18 protein-coding genes and 1 tRNA gene are annotated in these 17,474 nt (G+C 32.9%); all 19 read left to right on the top strand.

All coding sequences use genetic code 11. The features are described from left to right. The first annotated feature begins 240 nt into the window (after nucleotides 1-240). Nucleotides 241-2,916 carry a DNA polymerase I gene (gene polA, locus DW1_RS11015; protein ID WP_074350678.1) on the top strand — a complete coding sequence of 892 codons (2,676 nt, stop codon included), beginning with the start codon at nucleotides 241-243 and terminating at the stop codon, nucleotides 2,914-2,916. Then, nucleotides 2,903-3,517 (top strand): dephospho-CoA kinase, encoded by a 615-nt coding sequence (gene coaE, locus DW1_RS11010; RefSeq protein WP_074350675.1) that lies wholly within the window; start codon nucleotides 2,903-2,905, stop codon nucleotides 3,515-3,517. Before polA ends, coaE begins: the two co-directional genes overlap by 14 nt. A gap of 20 nt (nucleotides 3,518-3,537) precedes the next feature. Further along, complete coding sequence (locus tag DW1_RS11005; RefSeq protein WP_083605650.1) at nucleotides 3,538-4,110, top strand: lytic transglycosylase domain-containing protein; 573 nt, start codon at nucleotides 3,538-3,540, stop codon at nucleotides 4,108-4,110. Between the two features lie 107 nt (nucleotides 4,111-4,217). Next, nucleotides 4,218-5,264, top strand: coding sequence for a nicotinate phosphoribosyltransferase (locus DW1_RS11000; protein ID WP_074350673.1), 1,047 nt, complete (start codon nucleotides 4,218-4,220; stop codon nucleotides 5,262-5,264). 18 nt (nucleotides 5,265-5,282) lie between these two features. Beyond that, nucleotides 5,283-7,052: an ABC transporter substrate-binding protein gene (locus tag DW1_RS10995; protein ID WP_074350672.1), complete on the top strand. Its 1,770-nt coding sequence runs from the start codon at nucleotides 5,283-5,285 to the stop codon at nucleotides 7,050-7,052. 224 nt (nucleotides 7,053-7,276) lie between these two features. After that, nucleotides 7,277-7,359: transfer RNA gene (locus tag DW1_RS10990), tRNA-Leu, on the top strand. 241 nt (nucleotides 7,360-7,600) lie between these two features. Continuing rightward, the gene (locus DW1_RS10985) at nucleotides 7,601-8,164 is read left to right on the top strand and encodes an SPOR domain-containing protein (protein WP_074350671.1); all 564 of its coding nucleotides are present in this window, start codon (nucleotides 7,601-7,603) and stop codon (nucleotides 8,162-8,164) included. 126 nt (nucleotides 8,165-8,290) lie between these two features. Continuing rightward, nucleotides 8,291-8,653 (top strand): DRTGG domain-containing protein, encoded by a 363-nt coding sequence (locus DW1_RS10980; RefSeq protein WP_074350670.1) that lies wholly within the window; start codon nucleotides 8,291-8,293, stop codon nucleotides 8,651-8,653. Beyond that, nucleotides 8,654-9,094: an ATP-binding protein gene (locus DW1_RS10975; protein ID WP_074350669.1), complete on the top strand. Its 441-nt coding sequence runs from the start codon at nucleotides 8,654-8,656 to the stop codon at nucleotides 9,092-9,094. It begins immediately after the preceding gene. Between the two features lie 21 nt (nucleotides 9,095-9,115). Then, nucleotides 9,116-10,378, top strand: coding sequence for a [Fe-Fe] hydrogenase large subunit C-terminal domain-containing protein (locus DW1_RS10970; protein WP_074350668.1), 1,263 nt, complete (start codon nucleotides 9,116-9,118; stop codon nucleotides 10,376-10,378). A 17-nt stretch (nucleotides 10,379-10,395) separates the two neighbouring features. Next, a complete protein-coding gene (locus tag DW1_RS10965; RefSeq protein ID WP_074350667.1) occupies nucleotides 10,396-10,728 on the top strand; it encodes a DRTGG domain-containing protein in 333 nt (110 codons plus the stop codon). A 1-nt stretch (nucleotide 10,729) separates the two neighbouring features. Next, the gene (locus DW1_RS10960) at nucleotides 10,730-11,452 is read left to right on the top strand and encodes a PHP domain-containing protein (protein WP_074350666.1); all 723 of its coding nucleotides are present in this window, start codon (nucleotides 10,730-10,732) and stop codon (nucleotides 11,450-11,452) included. After that, nucleotides 11,449-11,991, top strand: coding sequence for an ATP-binding protein (locus DW1_RS10955; RefSeq protein ID WP_074350665.1), 543 nt, complete (start codon nucleotides 11,449-11,451; stop codon nucleotides 11,989-11,991). The genes DW1_RS10960 and DW1_RS10955 overlap by 4 nt, the downstream gene beginning before the upstream one ends. 303 nt (nucleotides 11,992-12,294) lie before the next feature. Next, a complete protein-coding gene (gene rsxC / locus DW1_RS10950) occupies nucleotides 12,295-13,623 on the top strand; it encodes an electron transport complex subunit RsxC (RefSeq protein WP_074350664.1) in 1,329 nt (442 codons plus the stop codon). 18 nt (nucleotides 13,624-13,641) lie between these two features. Further along, entirely contained in the window at nucleotides 13,642-14,640 is a 999-nt protein-coding gene (locus tag DW1_RS10945) for an RnfABCDGE type electron transport complex subunit D (protein WP_074350663.1), read from the top strand. Next, the gene (locus DW1_RS10940; RefSeq protein WP_074350662.1) at nucleotides 14,633-15,211 is read left to right on the top strand and encodes an RnfABCDGE type electron transport complex subunit G; all 579 of its coding nucleotides are present in this window, start codon (nucleotides 14,633-14,635) and stop codon (nucleotides 15,209-15,211) included. The genes DW1_RS10945 and DW1_RS10940 overlap by 8 nt, the downstream gene beginning before the upstream one ends. 24 nt (nucleotides 15,212-15,235) lie before the next feature. After that, a complete protein-coding gene (locus DW1_RS10935; protein ID WP_074350661.1) occupies nucleotides 15,236-15,835 on the top strand; it encodes an electron transport complex subunit RsxE in 600 nt (199 codons plus the stop codon). An 11-nt stretch (nucleotides 15,836-15,846) separates the two neighbouring features. Next, the gene (gene rsxA, locus DW1_RS10930; protein ID WP_074350660.1) at nucleotides 15,847-16,419 is read left to right on the top strand and encodes an electron transport complex subunit RsxA; all 573 of its coding nucleotides are present in this window, start codon (nucleotides 15,847-15,849) and stop codon (nucleotides 16,417-16,419) included. Between the two features lie 15 nt (nucleotides 16,420-16,434). Beyond that, entirely contained in the window at nucleotides 16,435-17,409 is a 975-nt protein-coding gene (locus DW1_RS10925) for an RnfABCDGE type electron transport complex subunit B (protein WP_074350659.1), read from the top strand. Nucleotides 17,410-17,474: the final 65 nt, after the last annotated feature.

Raw genomic sequence — 17,474 nt, 5'->3', positions numbered from 1 at the left:
TTACTGAAATTATCTTTTAATATATACTTAAAGTTAAGAGTTTACAGAACAAATATAGTATATAATAATATATATACTGTTTTTCTAGGAAAATATTATGAATTAACACTTTTTGAATATTAAATGAGAGTTTTTTACGCATCAAAATTAGATATGTTAATGATCCTGCTTGATATTAAGCTGGTTTGAACTGTATTATTATATTATAAGGAGCTGGTATTATTGGGTAAGGGAACTTTTATGATTATAGATGGAAACAGTCTACTACACAGAGCTTTCCATGCATTGCCTCTACTAATGAATAAGGATGGAGTTTATACAAATGGAGTTTACGGATTTTTAACTATGTTTTACAAGGTTACAGAAGAGTATAAACCAGATTATATAAGTGTAGTTTTTGACAAAAAGTCGCCTACTTTTAGACATATTGAATTTGAAGAATATAAGGCAGGAAGAGCTAAAACACCAAGTGAATTGGGGATGCAGTTCCCAATATTAAAAGAAATAATTGATTATTTGAATGTACATAGGATTGAAGTAGATGGTTACGAAGCTGATGATTTGGCAGGTACACTTTCAAGAATTGGAGAAGAAAATGGGCTTCAGGTTATTATAGTAACTGGAGATAAAGATTATCTTCAACTAGCTAGTGAAAATACTAAAGTATTATTAACAAGAAAGGGCATATCAAATATTGAAGTTTTTGATAAACAAGCAGTTATTGAAAGATATGAACTCACCCCTCAACAATTTATAGATCTTAAAGGACTAATGGGAGATAAGTCAGATAATATACCTGGCGTTCCAGGAGTTGGAGAAAAGACAGGAATTAAGCTACTAAAAGAATATGAGTCTATTGAAGGCATATATAATAATATAGAAAAAATAGATGGAAAGAAGCTTAAAGAAAAGTTAGTTGAACACAGAAATCAAGCTATAATGAGCAGAAGGCTAGCAGAAATTATTAGAACAGTACCTATTAATGTAAATCTAGATGAGCTTATTTTAGAAGAACCTAATAGAGATGAATTAATAGAAATTTACAAAAAACTTGAATTCAAAAGCCTATTAGGAAAAATAAGCTTAAACAAAGAAACTAATGAGGATGTAGTAAATGAAATCAAGCTAATACCTGAGGCAATTATTGTTAAGAATAAGGATATGCTAAATAATATTATAAATGAAATAAAAAACTCCAAATCTATGATATTTAAATTTGTAGTTGATGGTGATAATCCTTTAATAAACAATATATTAGGGGTTGGTATTAGAGTTTTAGAAAAGTCTAGCTATTATGTTGATTTTACAGAAGGTGGTATTAACTCAGAAGACTTTTTTAATGTTTTTAAGGATATTCTTGAAGATGACAAAATAAAAAAGATAGGCCATAATATAAAGGAAGAGATTATAGTATCTCTTAGACATAAGGTAGACATACAAGGGATTAAATTTGATAGTATGATTGGCCAGTATTTACTCAATCCATCTCAAAGCGATTATAGCCTAAAGAAACTAGCAAATGATTACTTAGATATATATATTGAGAGCAAAGAGAATCTTTTAGGTACAGGAAAAAACAGAAAAACTTTCGGTCAAATATCATTAATTGATAGAGTATCATATATATCAAATGAATTAGAAATTATTCTTAGATTAAAGGACATAATTGAAAGCTCCATAGTTTCACAGAATATGGATAAACTTTTTTATGAGGTTGAAGTTCCTTTGATAAGCGTACTAGCCAGCATGGAATATATTGGATTTACCGTAGATTTAGATAAGCTAAAAGAATTAGGAAAAGAGTTTGATGAAAAGATTCAAGTCTTGACACAGTCCATATACGATTTTGCAGGAGAAGAGTTTAATATAAATTCTCCTAAGCAATTAGGTGAGATATTATTTGAAAAGCTAAAGTTACCTGCTCTTAAGAAAACTAAGACAGGTTATTCTACTAATGCAGAGGTTTTAGAAGGTCTTACAGAAGTGCACCCTATTGCAGAGAAAATATTAGAGTATAGACAATTAGTTAAACTTAAATCCACCTATGTAGATGGTTTAATTTCAGCTATTGATAAAAATACAGGTAAGGTCCATTCTAGCTTTAATCAAACTATTACTACTACAGGAAGAATTAGCAGTACAGAGCCTAATCTTCAAAATATACCTATTCGAACAGATGAAGGTAGAAGAATAAGGAAGGTATTTGTTCCTAGTAGCAGTGATTATGTCTTAGTAGATGCAGATTATTCTCAAATAGAGCTTAGAGTTCTTGCAAGTATTGCTAATGACCCAAAGCTTAAGGAAGCATTTTTAACAGGAGAAGATATCCACAGAAAAACGGCTGCTGAGGTGTTTGATGTTAAGCTTGAAGAAGTTACTCCATTAATGAGAAGTAGAGCTAAAGCAGTTAATTTTGGAATCGTATACGGTATAAGTGATTATGGACTAGCTAGAGATTTAAAGATTACTAGGAAAGAAGCTAAGCAGTATATAGACAATTATCTCAAAAATTATGTTAAGGTAAAGGAATATATGAAAAACATTGTAGAAGACGGAAAAAGCAAGGGGTATGTTGAAACTATTCTGCATAGAAGAAGATATTTACCAGAATTATCTTCAAGAAATTTTAACATAAGATCCTTTGGAGAAAGAATGGCTATGAATACTCCTATACAAGGAAGCGCAGCTGATATAATAAAGCTGGCTATGGTTAATGTGTATAATGAGTTGAAAAAAAGAAAGCTAAAATCAAGGTTAATATTACAGGTACATGATGAGCTAATTATCGAGGCCTATAAAGATGAAGTTGAGGAAGTGAAAGTGCTTTTAAAGGATTTAATGGAAAATGCCATAACTATAAATGTACCTCTTATAGTTGATATGAAAACAGGTGATAGCTGGTATGACACAAAATAGAACAAAAATTATAGGCTTAACTGGTGGAATAGGAACAGGGAAAAGTACTGTTTCAAAAATTATTGTGAAAAAAGGCTTTCCTCTGATAGATGCAGATTTAATTGCAAGAGAAGTTGTAGAAAGTGGAAAACCAGCTTATTCTATGATTATAGATACCTTTGGCGAGAAAATATTAAATAGAGATGGAAGTATTGATAGAAAGAAATTGGGTCTTCTTGTGTTTAATGACGTTGACTTAAGACTTAAATTAAATAATATTGTTCATCCACAAATATATAAGAAAATTAAAGAAAAGCTCTTATATTATTCTATTAATAATGCTATTATTTTTCTGGACATTCCATTATTAATAGAGGGACTGGAAGATTTACGTGAATTTGGTATAACATTTGATGAAATTTGGGTAGTTTATGCTGATAAAGAAACCCAGATAAAAAGAATTATTGAGAGAGATAAGATAGATTATGAAAGTGCTACTAAGAGAGTAGATGCTCAACTACCTATAGATGAGAAACTAAAATTTGCTGATGTAATAATATACAACACAGGAGATATGAAGGAGCTTGTTTCAAATGTAGAAAAGGCAATTGAGGCTCTTTAATGATTTTGGAGGAGATATTTTTGAGGTTTAGATTTAGAAAAGTATTGACAATTTTTTTTATAATTCTTATAGTCTGGGGAGCATTTTCAAGCTACAAATGGATTGGGAAGACTCTCTATCCCATTAGATATAAGGAATATATAGCTAATTATTCAAAACAATATGATATTGATCCGTTCCTAGTGGCTGCAATCATTAGAGTTGAGAGTAAGTTTAATAAAGATGCCCTATCTCATAAAGGGGCTAAAGGATTGATGCAAATAGCACCAGTAACTGGTAGATGGGCGGCAGGAGAGTTGGGAATTATAGATTATGAAGAATCTCTCTTGTATAATCCAGAAATAAACATTAAAATAGGCTGTTGGTATATAAATAGACTTAAATCTCAATTTGACAATAATCTAGAGCTTATATTAGCTGCTTATAATGGTGGAAGTGGTAATGTAGCCAAGTGGCTTAATAACAATAATTATAGCGAAGATGGAAAGAGTCTTAAGCACATACCTTTTAAGGAAACTGAGTTGTATTTAAAGAAAGTGTTGAAATCTTACGATATATATAGAAAGCTATACAAAATTGATTATTTTATTTAAAAACTTAGTTAAAAAAATAACTTACCTTAAAAAACAACCATAAAGTTGTTATACTTATAATTAAGGCTATTAACTTAAAAACAACTTAAGTATATTACTAAGAGGAGATGAAAATCGTGAGCTACATAAAAAGCATAAGGGATGTTCAGAATTATGATATAAACAGGGAAAAGAGATTATTACATTCTGCGCAACATGAAGATATATTAGCTGGACTCACTACAGATATTTACTTCTTTACTACAATGGATGTTTTAGGAAGTTTAGATATGAAGGGCAAAAAGGTTGTTGCAGAGATTTTTGCTAGAAAACCTGGCGTTTTTGTAGGTATCGAAGAAGTGAGAAACATTTTAAAGGACAATAATGTAGAAATGTGGGCTTTAGAAGAAGGAGCTGAATTTCAACCTAAGGAAACATTAGTAAGAATTAAAGGACCATATGAGAATTTTGCTATTTTTGAATCTGTTATATTAGGTTGTTTAGCTAGCCCAAGTGGATGGGCAACTGCAGCAAAGGAAGTAAGAGAGGCTTGTGGAGATAAGCCATTTGTAGTTTTTGGAACAAGACATGTTCATCCTTCTGTTGCACCTGTTATGGAAAGGGCAGCTAGAATCGGAGGAGCAAACTCAGTTAGTAATATATTGACGGCAAAATTATTAGGTGAAAATCCAACTGGTACTTTACCTCATGCAGCTTTCTTAGTGGCAGGAGATACTCTCTTAGTAGCTCAAAAATATAACGAAGTAATGCCAGAGTCATATAAAAGAATAGTTTTAGTGGATACATTTAAAGATGAAGTTGAGGAAACCTTAAGATTAGCCAAGGAAATGGGAAGAAATCTTTATGGAATTAGGTTAGATACACCTAGCGAAAGAGGGGGAGTTACACCAGATTTAGTTATGGAACTCAGAGCAAGACTTGATATTAATGGCTATGACTGGGTTAAGATTTTTGTTTCAGGAGGACTTAAACCTGAAAAAATAAGAATCCTATCTGAGGCTGGAGTGGATTCTTTTGGAGTAGGTAGCTATATTTCAGGGGCGCCTGCCATTGATATGACAATGGACATAAAAGAAGTAGAAGGAGTAGCAATAGCTAAAAGAGGCAGAATACCAGGACTTGTGGATAATCCTAGGCTAGTAAAAATGCTCTAGTGTTAAGGAGGAAAAAAGTTGAAGTACAAAAGACATGTTTGTCTATTGTTGGTAATATTACAGATTATTTTTCTAAGCAGTTGTACATTAGAAAACAATCTAGATAATATTGGTGATTCTGAAATAGGAGTGGAAGAAAATATTGATAATGGCCCAGAAAATGGTGGAGAACTTATAGTTCCCATATCATATAGAATTGTACTAAATCCATTATTAAAAAACGATAAGTATATGTACAATTTTAATAAATTGATTTTTGAAGGACTATTTGATATAGATAGCAATTTTCAAGTTAATAACGTTCTAGCAGAAAGTTATAGTTTTGAGTCAGGTGGTTTAGTTTTAAATATTAAATTGAAGGAAAATGTTAAATGGCATGATGGAGAATATTTTACATCGGAAGATGTGAAGTTTACAATAGATACTATTAAGTATGGGATGTCTAACCAAAGCTTAGTAGGAAGTTTAGCAGACTTTATAGTCTCCTCAGAAGCTTTAAAATACTTAAAGGAAGCTAGAATTATTGATGAATATAATATAACATTGACATTTGATAGAGTTTATGGGGATGTCTTAGAGGGACTAGTATTTCCAATTATACCAAAACACATATTCCAAAGAGGAAAAAATATAAAAATTGCTTATAGCAATGCATTAGTAGATGAAAATTATAAACCAATAGGAACGGGACCTTATAAGGAGTTTCAAACCAATAAACTAAAGAATGTTACATTAGAAATCTTTCAGGATTACTGGGGCAACAAGCCGTACATATCAAAAGTTATAGGCAAGGCTTTAAAAGATGAAGAATTAGCGGTTACTTCTTTTGAGACGGGACAAACTGACTTAGCTACAAGCATAGGGATTGATTGGGAGAAGTATGCTCAGAACAAAAAAGTAGAGATTTACGAATATCCTTCAAATAGGTATGAGTTCTTAGGCTTTAATTTCAGAGATGGAATCTTTACGGGAGAAAAGGGAAAGGCTTTAAGAAAGGCTATAGCATATGCTATAGATAGACAGTCAATAATACAAAAAGTTTATTTAGGGCATGCTACAAGAAATGATGTGCCTATACATCCAGAGTCATGGCTATTATCCGATGAATCAAATTCATATGGATACAATGTAAATAAAGCAAGACAGATTATTGAATCTGCAGGCTGGAAGGATATAGATGGAGATGGTTTTTTTGAAGATGCTGACGGCAATAAATTGACAATTAAACTTACTACAAACTCCTTTAATGAGTTAAGAAGAGAGACAGCGAACATTATTGCAGAAAACTTAACTGATTTAGGTATAAATGTTGTAAAGGATTATAGCGAGAGTAAGCAAGAGAATTTGACTGAAGAAGATAGAGCAGCTCAATGGGAAGCCTTGATGCAAAAATTATACACTGGCTCCTTTGAAATGGTGCTACTTGGCTGGGAATTGTCTTATATTCCTGATTTATCCTTTGCCTTCCATTCTTCTCAGATAGATGGTGGGATGAATTTCATAGGCTACAATAATGTAAAGATGGATGAGCTGTTACTAAGAATCCAAAGTACTTTTAGACCTGAAGATAAAAAGAGATTATATGAACAAGTTCAGGATTTAATAATTGATGATCTTCCTTATGTCAGTTTATACTTCATAAACTCATCTATATTAGCTAATAGCAAAGTTTATGGAGAGGTTGCCCCAACTGAGTTTAACATGTACAATAAAATATCAGAATGGTATATTCCAAAAGCACTGCAACAAGAGAATGTAATGAAACAAGAGGGCAGTTTGAAAGAGTAACCCAATATTTATAATTGACATAAGAAGGAATTATAGATATAATAAATATATTAGCCTAAAAAATAAACGTAAAAATAGTAAGTATGTTATGCTGATTGCTATTCATGCGAGGTAGGTGGAATAGGCAGGCGCACTATCTTATGATAACGACACATTATGGATAAATTATTTATTGAAATTGTTAATATTGCAGTAAGCATATAACTATATGCTTCTGCTATCATGCAGAGGTGGTGGAATAGGCAGACACGTACGTTTGAGGGGCGTATGCGAGAGCATGAGGGTTCGAGTCCCTTCCTCTGCACCAATATTGAAAATTGAACTTAATTACGAAAATAGAAATAGTCCTAAAAGAGGACTATTTTTTTGTAAAAAAGCAGGAAAAAGGACAAACATGTAGAATAACCTATGATAAAGTAAAATTTTAACAACCCAACATATATGCCTGAAACTTTTTCTTTTATATATTATAATAGTTGATTTTTTGTTAATTAAATCAGTATAACTATCATAATCTATAATATAAAGAAAAAGGGAGGCAAGCTTATATGAGAAGAACAATAAGAAAGAGAGTAACCAATACTGGTAAGGACAGGCTTTATACCATTTTTGCCTTTTTTATAGTTGCCCCTATTTTATCAATCGTTTTAGCATTTGCTTTAGTGCAAAATGTTATATTGCCTAGACTTGACGAAGGACAAAAAACTATTAGTACAGTTGATGAAGGGTTAGGTGATAAAGTCGAAAAGAATTATGGGTTAGAAGGTGACCTAAGTTCAACTGTAGATGGAGAAACCTTAGGAACAGAGGCTATAGACTTAACAGAGAATGTTTCAGAATCAGAAGAAGAAACCGCCGAAACTACTTTTTATGGTATTCAAATAGGCAACTTTAGCAGTATAACAAATGCTGAAGAATTCATTAAAGAGCTTAAAGGAAACAATTTTGACAATGGATACATAGTTAATGTAGGCAACTCGTACAAAGTTTTTGCAGGTGAGTTTAAAATAAAAGAAGAAGCATATAATTATTTAGAAAATGTAAGAGAAATATATGAAGATGCTTTTGTTAATACAGTATCGAGTAAAGATAAGATATTTAGACCGGAATAAAATTTGAACAATAAAAAATTACCTAGACTCTGCTTCATTATAATTGGAATTAAAATTGAGTAGAGATTCGGATTGTATTTTTTTCTGTTTACTTAACTTTTACTAGAAGAAGATTGGGGTGAAAAAATGAAATTAAGTGAAATTAGAGACATATTAAATGCAAAGGTGTTAGTTGGTGAAGATTTTTTAGACAGAGAGGTTTTCTCTGCTTTTGGTTCTGATTTGATGAGTGATGTACTTGCATTTGTTAACGAAAAATCTGTATTGTTAACAGGGCTTACAAATACACAAGTTATAAGAACTGCTGAGATCGCAGGTCTTTTTGCTATCGTATTTGTAAGAGGAAAGATGCCAAGCAAAGATTTGCTAGAATTAGCACTAGAAAAAGATATTACAATAATGACTACAGAATACACTTTATATACTACAAGTGGCAAGCTATATGAAAGAGGTTTGAAAGGAGTAAGAATAGAGGGTGAATTAAGATAAATGAATGAAAATAATCATAAGATTAAGTTAGAATATAGTGTTATGCAAAATGATTTTATTAGTGCAGGTGAGGCATCGAGTAATGTAAAAAAGGTATTAAATCAGCTTGGGATTGATTCAAAAATAGTTAGAAGAGTTGCTATAGCAACTTACGAAGCAGAGATGAACATAGTTATCCACTCGTACGGAGGGAAAATCATTGTAACTATATCACCTGATGAAATTGAAGTTATAGCTCGTGATACAGGACCAGGAATAGAAAATATTGAACTTGCTATGCAAGAAGGCTATTCTACTGCTTCTAATCAAGTTAGAGAACTAGGATTTGGGGCAGGTATGGGGCTCCCAAATATGAAAAAATGTTCGGATGAATTTAATATTATATCTGAAGCGAATGTTGAAACTATAGTATCAATGAAAATATATATTAAGCATATATAAAATAACTAGTGGGTGATAAACATGAAAGAGTATTTTCACTCTGTGGTATTAGATGACAATAAATGTAATGGCTGTACAAACTGCATGAGAAGGTGTCCTACTGAAGCAATAAGAATAAGGGAAAAGAAGGCAGTAATTATAAAAGATAGATGTATTGATTGTGGAGAATGTATTAGAGTATGTCCATATCATGCAAAAGATGTTATAGTAGATGATTTAAGTGTTCTGAATAGATATAAATATAATGTAGCTATTTCTCCTATGTCATTATATGGTCAATTTAGCATAGATACAGATATGAATATGGTCTTTTCAGGCATAAAAGCTTTAGGCTTTGACCATGTTTTTGATGAAGGCTACGCAGCAGATGTACTTACAATTGCCATTAGAAATATTCTGAAAAGTAACAATATTCAAAAACCTGTAATTTCTTCTCTATGTCCTGCTATATTAAGGATTATTCAAGTTCGATTCCCTTCTTTAATTGATAATATAATTACAGTAGAATCACCAATGGAGGTTGCTGCTAGAATAGTTAAAATTGAAGCTATGAAAAAATATAGATTAAAGTTTGATGAAATTGGGGTCTTTTACTTAACACAATGTCCAGCAAAAGTAACTAGTATTAAGCGTCCAATTGGAATACAAGATTCCTATGTAAACGGAGCACTATCTATTAAATCTATATATGGAGGTATAGTAAAGAATGCTAAGAAAACTCAAGTAAGTGAATACTTTAAAAAGGCATCTCCAAAAGGAGTTGGATGGGGAAGAGTAGGTGGTCAGAGTTATGCCATAGGAGTAGATAACTATCTAGCAGTAGACGGTATAGAAAATGTTATTAAGGTCCTTGAAGAAATTGAACTTGGGAAGCTAAACAATATCGATTATTTTGAGGGATTAGCCTGTGTAGGAGGCTGTGTAGGGGGGCCTCTAAATGTGGAAAACCCTTTTATTGCTAAGGCAAGAGTAAGAAATATTGCTAGATTACCAGAAGAAAATAACACAGAAAATGATGAATATATAGAAGAAATCCTAACTCAAGGACTCATAAATTGGACTGAAAAAATAACTCCAAAGGGAGTTATGATACTGGACAGTGATATTAATGAAGCAATTAAAAAAATTGAATTATTAAATCAAATATGTAAGGAACTACCAGGGATTGACTGTAGCTCCTGTGGAGCTCCTTCTTGTAGTGCCCTTGCAGAAGATATAGTCAGAGGAAAGGCAAAGATGGAAGACTGTATATTTATTTTAAAAGAGAAAATAAGAAACCAATAGTGATTAGGAGGTTATTTATGAAGCTTTCTTCAATAATTGATAAGTTAAATGTTGAAACAATTGCAGGAACTGGATTAGAAGAAAAGGAAGTAGAAGGAGTATATATTGGAGACTTGTTAAGTTTAGTCATGTCTAAGGCACAGAGGAATAATCTATGGATTACTATTCAAACCCATATAAACATAGTAGCTGTAGCAACATTAGTGGACTTGGCAGGAATAATAATTGTAGAGGGAATGGAAATCGATAAAGATGCAATTGAGAAGGCAAAGGAAGTAGGAATTCCGCTTTTTAAGACTAGCTTAAGTGCCTATGAAGTGGCTTGCAAATTAAGAGAATTTGGTTTATGATATGAAGTTTGCATACGATATTCATATACATTCTGGATTATCTCCCTGTGGGGATAAAGATATGACACCAAATAATATAGTAAATATGGCTTACTTAAAGGAGCTGAATATAATAGCTGTTACAGACCATAACTCCATGTTAAATATACTGCCAGTTATGGAAGTTGCTAATAGAAGAGGTATTTTAGTAGTTCCTGGCATAGAGGTAACTACAAAGGAGGAAGTTCATGTTTTATGCTATTTTCCATCAATTGAAGATGGAATGAGATTTCAAGATTTGATATATGATAGCCTTCCTAATATAAAGAATAGAGAAGAAATCTTTGGAGAACAACTCCTATTTGACAAGGAAGATAATGTTATTGGTAAATTAGATAAATTGCTTTTAAGTAGTAGTGAATATTCATTAGAAGAAATATTTATGCTGGTGGAAAAACATAATGGAGTACTTGTCCCAGCCCATGTAGATAAAAACTCCTTTAGTATTCTATCGACACTAGGGTTTATTCCTGATAATATAAATGTTAGAACTATAGAAGCCTATGACTTAAAAAGATTAAAAGAAATGGAGAAAGTATTGACTTTAGAAAAATATATGATTATAAAGAACTCTGATGCTCATTATCTATCTGATATTAATGAGGCATTTTATTATATGGATATTGACACTCTCACAGCAAAAACAGTTATAGAATACTTAAAGGTGGGTTGTGATAAAAAATGAAAGAACTATCTTTACATATATTAGATTTAGTTGAAAACTCAATAAGGGCAAAAGCTAAACTAATAAATATATTTATAAATGAAGATATAATGAACAATTTTTTAGAGATAATTATAGAGGATGATGGAAATGGTATGGATGAAGAATTTCTAAGCATTGTAGATAATCCTTTCACTACTACTAGAAAAACTAGAAATGTAGGACTCGGACTACCACTTTTAAAGGCTGCTGCCATAAGAACAGATGGAGATTTTCAAATTATTTCAGAAAAAGAAAAAGGAACGAAGATTGTAGCTACTTTTAAATATGATCATATAGACAGAGCACCAATTGGAAATATGGGCAGCACCATAGCAACCTTACTAAGCAGGGTAGAGAAGTTTGATTTGGTATATATCCATCAGATAAATAACAAAAGATTTACATTTAGTACAACTGAGGTAAAAGAGTTTTTAGGAGAGGTTAGTTTAAACACACCTGAAGTCGTTTTATGGATTCAAGATTATATAAATGATAACATTAGTACATTATGTAAATAGTGTAAATGTTAATCTTATGATATAAATAGCTAAGAGGTATACAATACACGAAAAAAGTGTTACAATAAAATAGTAAGTAAATATGGACCAATGACTAAGGTCCTAATTTTTTGTAATAAAAGAGAATGCAATGAATAGTTATAACAATATTCTAGCTTTTTTGACGTATCTTGCAAAAGACAGATAAGGCAGCTATTAATATTGTTTATTTCTTGTCAATGGAGGGATTTTGTATACAAGAATAGAATAAATTATCTTGTATTATAATTATCATATAAAATTAACTAGCAAGAGGTGAAAGGTATGAATCTTAGATGCTTTACCTTTAAAGGGGGAATACATCCTCCACATTATAAAGGGTACTCAGAAAAAGCTGAGATTGAAAAAGCTGAAGAACCAAAGGTAGTTATTATTCCAATGCAACAGCACATAGGTGCTCCATGTGAACCTATTGTAAAAGTAGGTGACAGGGTTAAGATTGGACAAAAAATAGGTGAGTCTAAAGCATTTGTCAGTGCACCTGTTCACTCAAGTGTTTCAGGAACAGTAAAAAAAGTTTCCCCTATGGATACTCCAACTGGAAGTGGAATCATGTGTGTAGTTATAGAATCTGATGGAGTAAGTGAGATTTATGAAAACGTTACACCAAAGGGAGACATAGAACAACTTAGTAAGGAAGAGATTATCGGTATTATTAAAGAAGCTGGTATAACAGGACAAGGTGGTGCAGGTTTTCCAACACATGTGAAACTTTCTCCTCCACCAGATAAGAAGATAGATGCAATCATTCTTAATGGGGCTGAATGTGAACCCTTTTTAACAGCTGATCATAGGCTTATGTTAGAGCAGCCAGAAAAAGTAATTTATGGGCTTAAGGCATTAATGAAAGCTGTAGGAGTGAATAAAGGATATATAGGAATAGAAAATAACAAGCCTGATGCTATTAAGGCTATGATTAAAGCAGCCGAAAATGAAACTAACATTGAGGTAGTGGCTCTCGTAGCTAAATATCCTCAAGGGGATGAAAAAAGATTAATAAATGCAGTGACTGGCAGGGTAGTGCCATCTGGTGGACTTCCCATGGATGTAGGTATTATAGTAAATAATGTAGGGACTGCTTATGCAGTTGCTAATGCAATACAAACTGGGGTGCCTTTAGTGGAGAGAGTAGTTACTGTAACAGGTAGTGCTATAAACACACCTAAAAACCTTCTAGTAAAGATAGGAACTCCATTTAAGGATATTATTAACCAGTGTGGTGGTTCCAAGGAAACTCCGGGGAAAATAATAATGGGAGGGCCAATGATGGGACTAGCTCAATTCACTGATGAAGTTCCTGTTATAAAAGGAACATCAGGTATATTAGTGCTAAATGAAAAAGAAGCTAGAATCCCAGAGCCAAATCCATGTATTAGATGTGGAAAATGTGTAGATATTTGTCCAGTAAATCTACAACCATTATTTATTAGTCAGTTGTCCTTAAAGGGTAAATATGATGACACACAAAAATATCATGTACTAGACTGTATAGAATGTGGTTCTTGCTCTTTTATTTGTCCATCTAAGAGACCACTATTACAATCTATAAGAGTAGCAAAAAGAGAAGTATTAGCAAAAAGAAAGAAAAGCTAATTGATTGGGGGGATAGTAATGGAAAACAAATTAATAGCTTCATCTTCTCCACATATAAGGTCGGATGAAACTATTTCAAGAATAATGTTGGATGTAATAATAGCACTTCTTCCTGCTACATTAGCCAGCATATACTTTTTTAGATTTAACGCTTTTAAGTTAATAGTTCTTTCTATATTATCAGCAGTAATAACAGAAGCAATATTTCAGAAAGCAAGAAGGAAACCTGTTACTATAAATGATTTAAGTGCAGTAGTGACTGGGTTATTATTAGCTTTTAATATTCCTGCTTCAGCACCATGGTGGATACCAGTTATAGGTTCTGCATTTGCAATTGCAATAGTAAAGCAGTTTTTTGGTGGGTTAGGACATAATTTTATGAATCCTGCATTAGCTGCAAGAGCGATGCTCTTAGCGTCTTGGCCTACAATAATGACAGATTGGGTCAAACCAGGAGTTGATGCTGTAAGTACTGCTACGCCATTAGCCATACTAAAGATTAAAGCAGTAGAAGCTACGACTGGTGCTGCTTCAGCTTCAACGGGAGCAACTGCAGCACAAGCAACAGAAACACTACCTTCATTACTTGATATGTTTATTGGAAATATAGGTGGTAGTTTAGGAGAGACTTCCGCTCTATTATTAATTATTGGAGGGCTATATTTATTATATAGAGGAGTTATTAGCTGGAGGATACCTTTCACCTATATAGGAACAGTAGGTGTAATGATATTAATTTTTGGTGGTGGAGTGGAAAACACTATTTATCACCTATTAGCAGGAGGACTAATGCTAGGAGCATTTTTCATGGCAACAGATTATGCATCTTCGCCAGTTACTAAAAAGGGTCAAATTATATTTGGAATTGGTGCAGGCATTTTAACTGCTGTAATTAGGCTTAAAGGAGGATATCCAGAAGGAGTATCCTATTCAATTCTTTTGATGAATGTGACAGCACCATTAATAGATAAATATACTAGCCCAAAAGTATTTGGGGAGGTGAAGCAAAATGCGTGAGATCATTAAACTTGGATTAATTCTTTTTATTATAACGGCAATAGCTGCTGCACTTCTAGGATTTGCAAATGAAGTTACAAGTGATATAATTGCACAGGTTCAGGAAGAGGAGAGCAATAAAGCAAGACAAGAGGTATTACCTTCTGCTGAAAAATTTACACCCCTAGAAGAAAACGAATTTAATGCAATAGTAGCTGAAAACAACAGAGTTAAAGAGGTCTATATTGGCAAAAATTCAGTTGATGAATTAGTAGGATACACTATTAAAACTATTGCTTCAGGATATGGTGGGGATATAGAAATAATAACAGGTATATCTGTAGAAGGACAAATTACAGGCATGAAAGTTGTTAGTCATTCTGAGACTCCAGGTCTTGGTGCCAATTCAACTAAACCTGATTTCCAAAATCAATTTACAGGAAAATCAGTATCTTCAAATATATCTGTGGTAAAATCAGCACCTAATGATACTGAGATTCAAGCAATTTCTGGAGCTACAATAACTTCAAATGCCGTATCAAATGGTGTCAATATCGCAATAGATGTTTTTAATAGAAATTTTGTAAAATAGATTTACAATTATGGAGGTGGAATTATGAGCTTGAAGGACTTAAAAAATGGATTAATTGATGAAAACCCTACTTTTGTTCAGTTAATTGGTATGTGTCCAACTCTAGCAGTTACTACAACAGCCATAGATGGTATGTCTATGGGGTTGGCAACTACAGCTGTACTAATTGGGTCAAATTTAGTTATATCGCTTTTAAGAAAAGTTATACCAGATAAAATTAGGATTCCAGCCTTTGTCGTTATAATAGCGACCTTTGTTACGTTGATTCAAATGTTCATGAATGCTTTTTTACCTGCACTATATGCTTCACTAGGATTATTTATTCCACTAATAGTAGTTAACTGTATAATACTAGCTAGAGCAGAAGCTTTTGCTTCAAAACATGGACCCCTTAGATCTATATCAGATGGTTTAGGTATGGGACTCGGATTTACATTAGCACTTACTATACTTGCATCAATAAGAGAATTACTTGGTGCAGGCTCAATATTTGGCTTTAATATATTCGGACAGGCTTATCAGCCAGCATTACTAATGATTTTACCTCCTGGCGCTTTTTTAGCTTTAGGAATATTAATTGGACTAAAAAATTGGCTTGCTAAAAAGAAAGCCTTAAATAGTTAGGGGGGGAAAAAATGAGTATTTTTACAATTTTACTTAGTTCCATATTAGTAAATAACTTTGTAATGTCCAGGTTCTTAGGAATTTGTCCTTTTCTTGGTGTTTCTAAAAAGGTAGAGACTGCCCTTGGTATGGGTGCTGCTGTTACATTTGTTATGGCTATAGCTTCTGCTGCCACATATGTAGTTCAAAAATCTATATTAGATAATTTTGGATTAAGCTATATGCAGACAATAGTTTTCATACTAATCATTGCAGCACTAGTCCAGCTAGTGGAATTATTTATAAAGAAGGCAAGTCCTACACTTTATCAAGCCTTAGGGGTATATTTACCACTTATAACTACTAACTGCGCTGTATTAGGTATTGCAATATTAAACATACAGATGGAGTTAACATTATTAAAGAGCGTAGTCCATGCTATTGGAGCTGCCATAGGCTTCACATTAGCTATAGTGCTTTTTGCTGGTATAAGAGAAAGACTCGAGTTGGCTGATGTACCTGAAGCTTTTCAAGGGTTTCCGGTTGCACTTATTACAGCAGGACTTATGTCAATAGCTTTTCTAGGCTTCACTGGACTAGTATAGGAGGTGAAATAAATAATGATTGATATCGTAAAGGCTGTAGTAAGCTTAAGTAGTATGGGACTTTTATTTGGAGCAGGATTAGCTGTAGCCGCTAAGGTCTTTGCAGTGGAAGTAGATCCAAAGGTAGAGCAAGTAAGAGAAGCTTTACCTGGAGCCAACTGTGGAGCTTGTGGTTTTCCAGGATGTGATGGACTAGCTAATGCTATTGCCAGTGGAAGTGCGCCAGTAAACGGTTGTCCAGTTGGAGGAGCTGCGTGTGTAGAGAAAATTGCAGAAATAATGGGGGTAACAGCTAGTGCTACAGATAAAAAAGTAGCGAGAGTTATTTGCGGGGGTACCAACTGCAATGCATTTGAAAAATTTGAATATAATGGGATACAAGACTGTAAAGCAGCAGCACTGATTTCAGGTGGCAGCAAATCATGTTCATATGGTTGTTTAGGCTTAGGAACCTGTGTGAGAGTTTGTCAATTCGGAGCAATTGATATTATAGATGGGGTAGCAGTTATAAATCCAGAAAAATGTACTGCTTGTGGCAAATGTGTATCAGAATGTCCAAAATCAGTCATTAATATGGTTCCTTATGAACAAAAAGTTGTAGTAGATTGTAATAGTAAGGAGTTTGGAAAAGACGTTAAGGTTAAATGTACTGTAGGATGTATTGGATGTCAAATTTGTGTTAAGGCATGTCCTTTTGGAGCAATGGAATTTGAAAACAATCTTGCTAGGATTAACTATGAAAAATGTACTAACTGTATGATATGTGCGGAAAAATGTCCAACTAAGGCTATATGGGCAGATTTTGATAATAGAAAGAAGGCTTTTATTCACGAAGATAAATGTATAGGCTGTACTATATGTAAAAAACAATGCCCAGTAGATGCAATAGAAGGAGAGCTTAAATCAAAACATAAAATTATAGAAGAAAAATGTATTGGTTGCGGGGCATGCGCTAAAAAATGTCCTAAAGATGCAATTGAGATGAAATAACCACTTAAAAGAAACCTGCTGTTTAGCAGGTTTCTTTGTAAATTGTCACAATAAGTGACACGCTT

The sequence above is a fragment of the Proteiniborus sp. DW1 genome, assembly GCF_900095305.1.
Classification (GTDB): domain Bacteria; phylum Bacillota; class Clostridia; order Tissierellales; family Proteiniboraceae; genus Proteiniborus.
Note: the sequence above shows the minus strand (reverse complement) of the source record. Positions and strands in the feature narration are given on the sequence as shown.

Coding starts and splice junctions, on each gene's coding strand:
- polA (WP_074350678.1), top strand. CDS start 241: ATGATTATAGATGGAAACAGTCTACTACACAGAGCTTTCCATGCATTG.
- coaE (WP_074350675.1), top strand. CDS start 2,903: ATGACACAAAATAGAACAAAAATTATAGGCTTAACTGGTGGAATAGGA.
- DW1_RS11000 (WP_074350673.1), top strand. CDS start 4,218: ATGAAAATCGTGAGCTACATAAAAAGCATAAGGGATGTTCAGAATTAT.
- DW1_RS10985 (WP_074350671.1), top strand. CDS start 7,601: ATGAGAAGAACAATAAGAAAGAGAGTAACCAATACTGGTAAGGACAGG.
- DW1_RS10980 (WP_074350670.1), top strand. CDS start 8,291: ATGAAATTAAGTGAAATTAGAGACATATTAAATGCAAAGGTGTTAGTT.
- DW1_RS10975 (WP_074350669.1), top strand. CDS start 8,654: ATGAATGAAAATAATCATAAGATTAAGTTAGAATATAGTGTTATGCAA.
- DW1_RS10970 (WP_074350668.1), top strand. CDS start 9,116: ATGAAAGAGTATTTTCACTCTGTGGTATTAGATGACAATAAATGTAAT.
- DW1_RS10965 (WP_074350667.1), top strand. CDS start 10,396: ATGAAGCTTTCTTCAATAATTGATAAGTTAAATGTTGAAACAATTGCA.
- DW1_RS10960 (WP_074350666.1), top strand. CDS start 10,730: ATGAAGTTTGCATACGATATTCATATACATTCTGGATTATCTCCCTGT.
- DW1_RS10955 (WP_074350665.1), top strand. CDS start 11,449: ATGAAAGAACTATCTTTACATATATTAGATTTAGTTGAAAACTCAATA.
- rsxC (WP_074350664.1), top strand. CDS start 12,295: ATGAATCTTAGATGCTTTACCTTTAAAGGGGGAATACATCCTCCACAT.
- DW1_RS10945 (WP_074350663.1), top strand. CDS start 13,642: ATGGAAAACAAATTAATAGCTTCATCTTCTCCACATATAAGGTCGGAT.
- DW1_RS10940 (WP_074350662.1), top strand. CDS start 14,633: ATGCGTGAGATCATTAAACTTGGATTAATTCTTTTTATTATAACGGCA.
- DW1_RS10935 (WP_074350661.1), top strand. CDS start 15,236: ATGAGCTTGAAGGACTTAAAAAATGGATTAATTGATGAAAACCCTACT.
- rsxA (WP_074350660.1), top strand. CDS start 15,847: ATGAGTATTTTTACAATTTTACTTAGTTCCATATTAGTAAATAACTTT.
- DW1_RS10925 (WP_074350659.1), top strand. CDS start 16,435: ATGATTGATATCGTAAAGGCTGTAGTAAGCTTAAGTAGTATGGGACTT.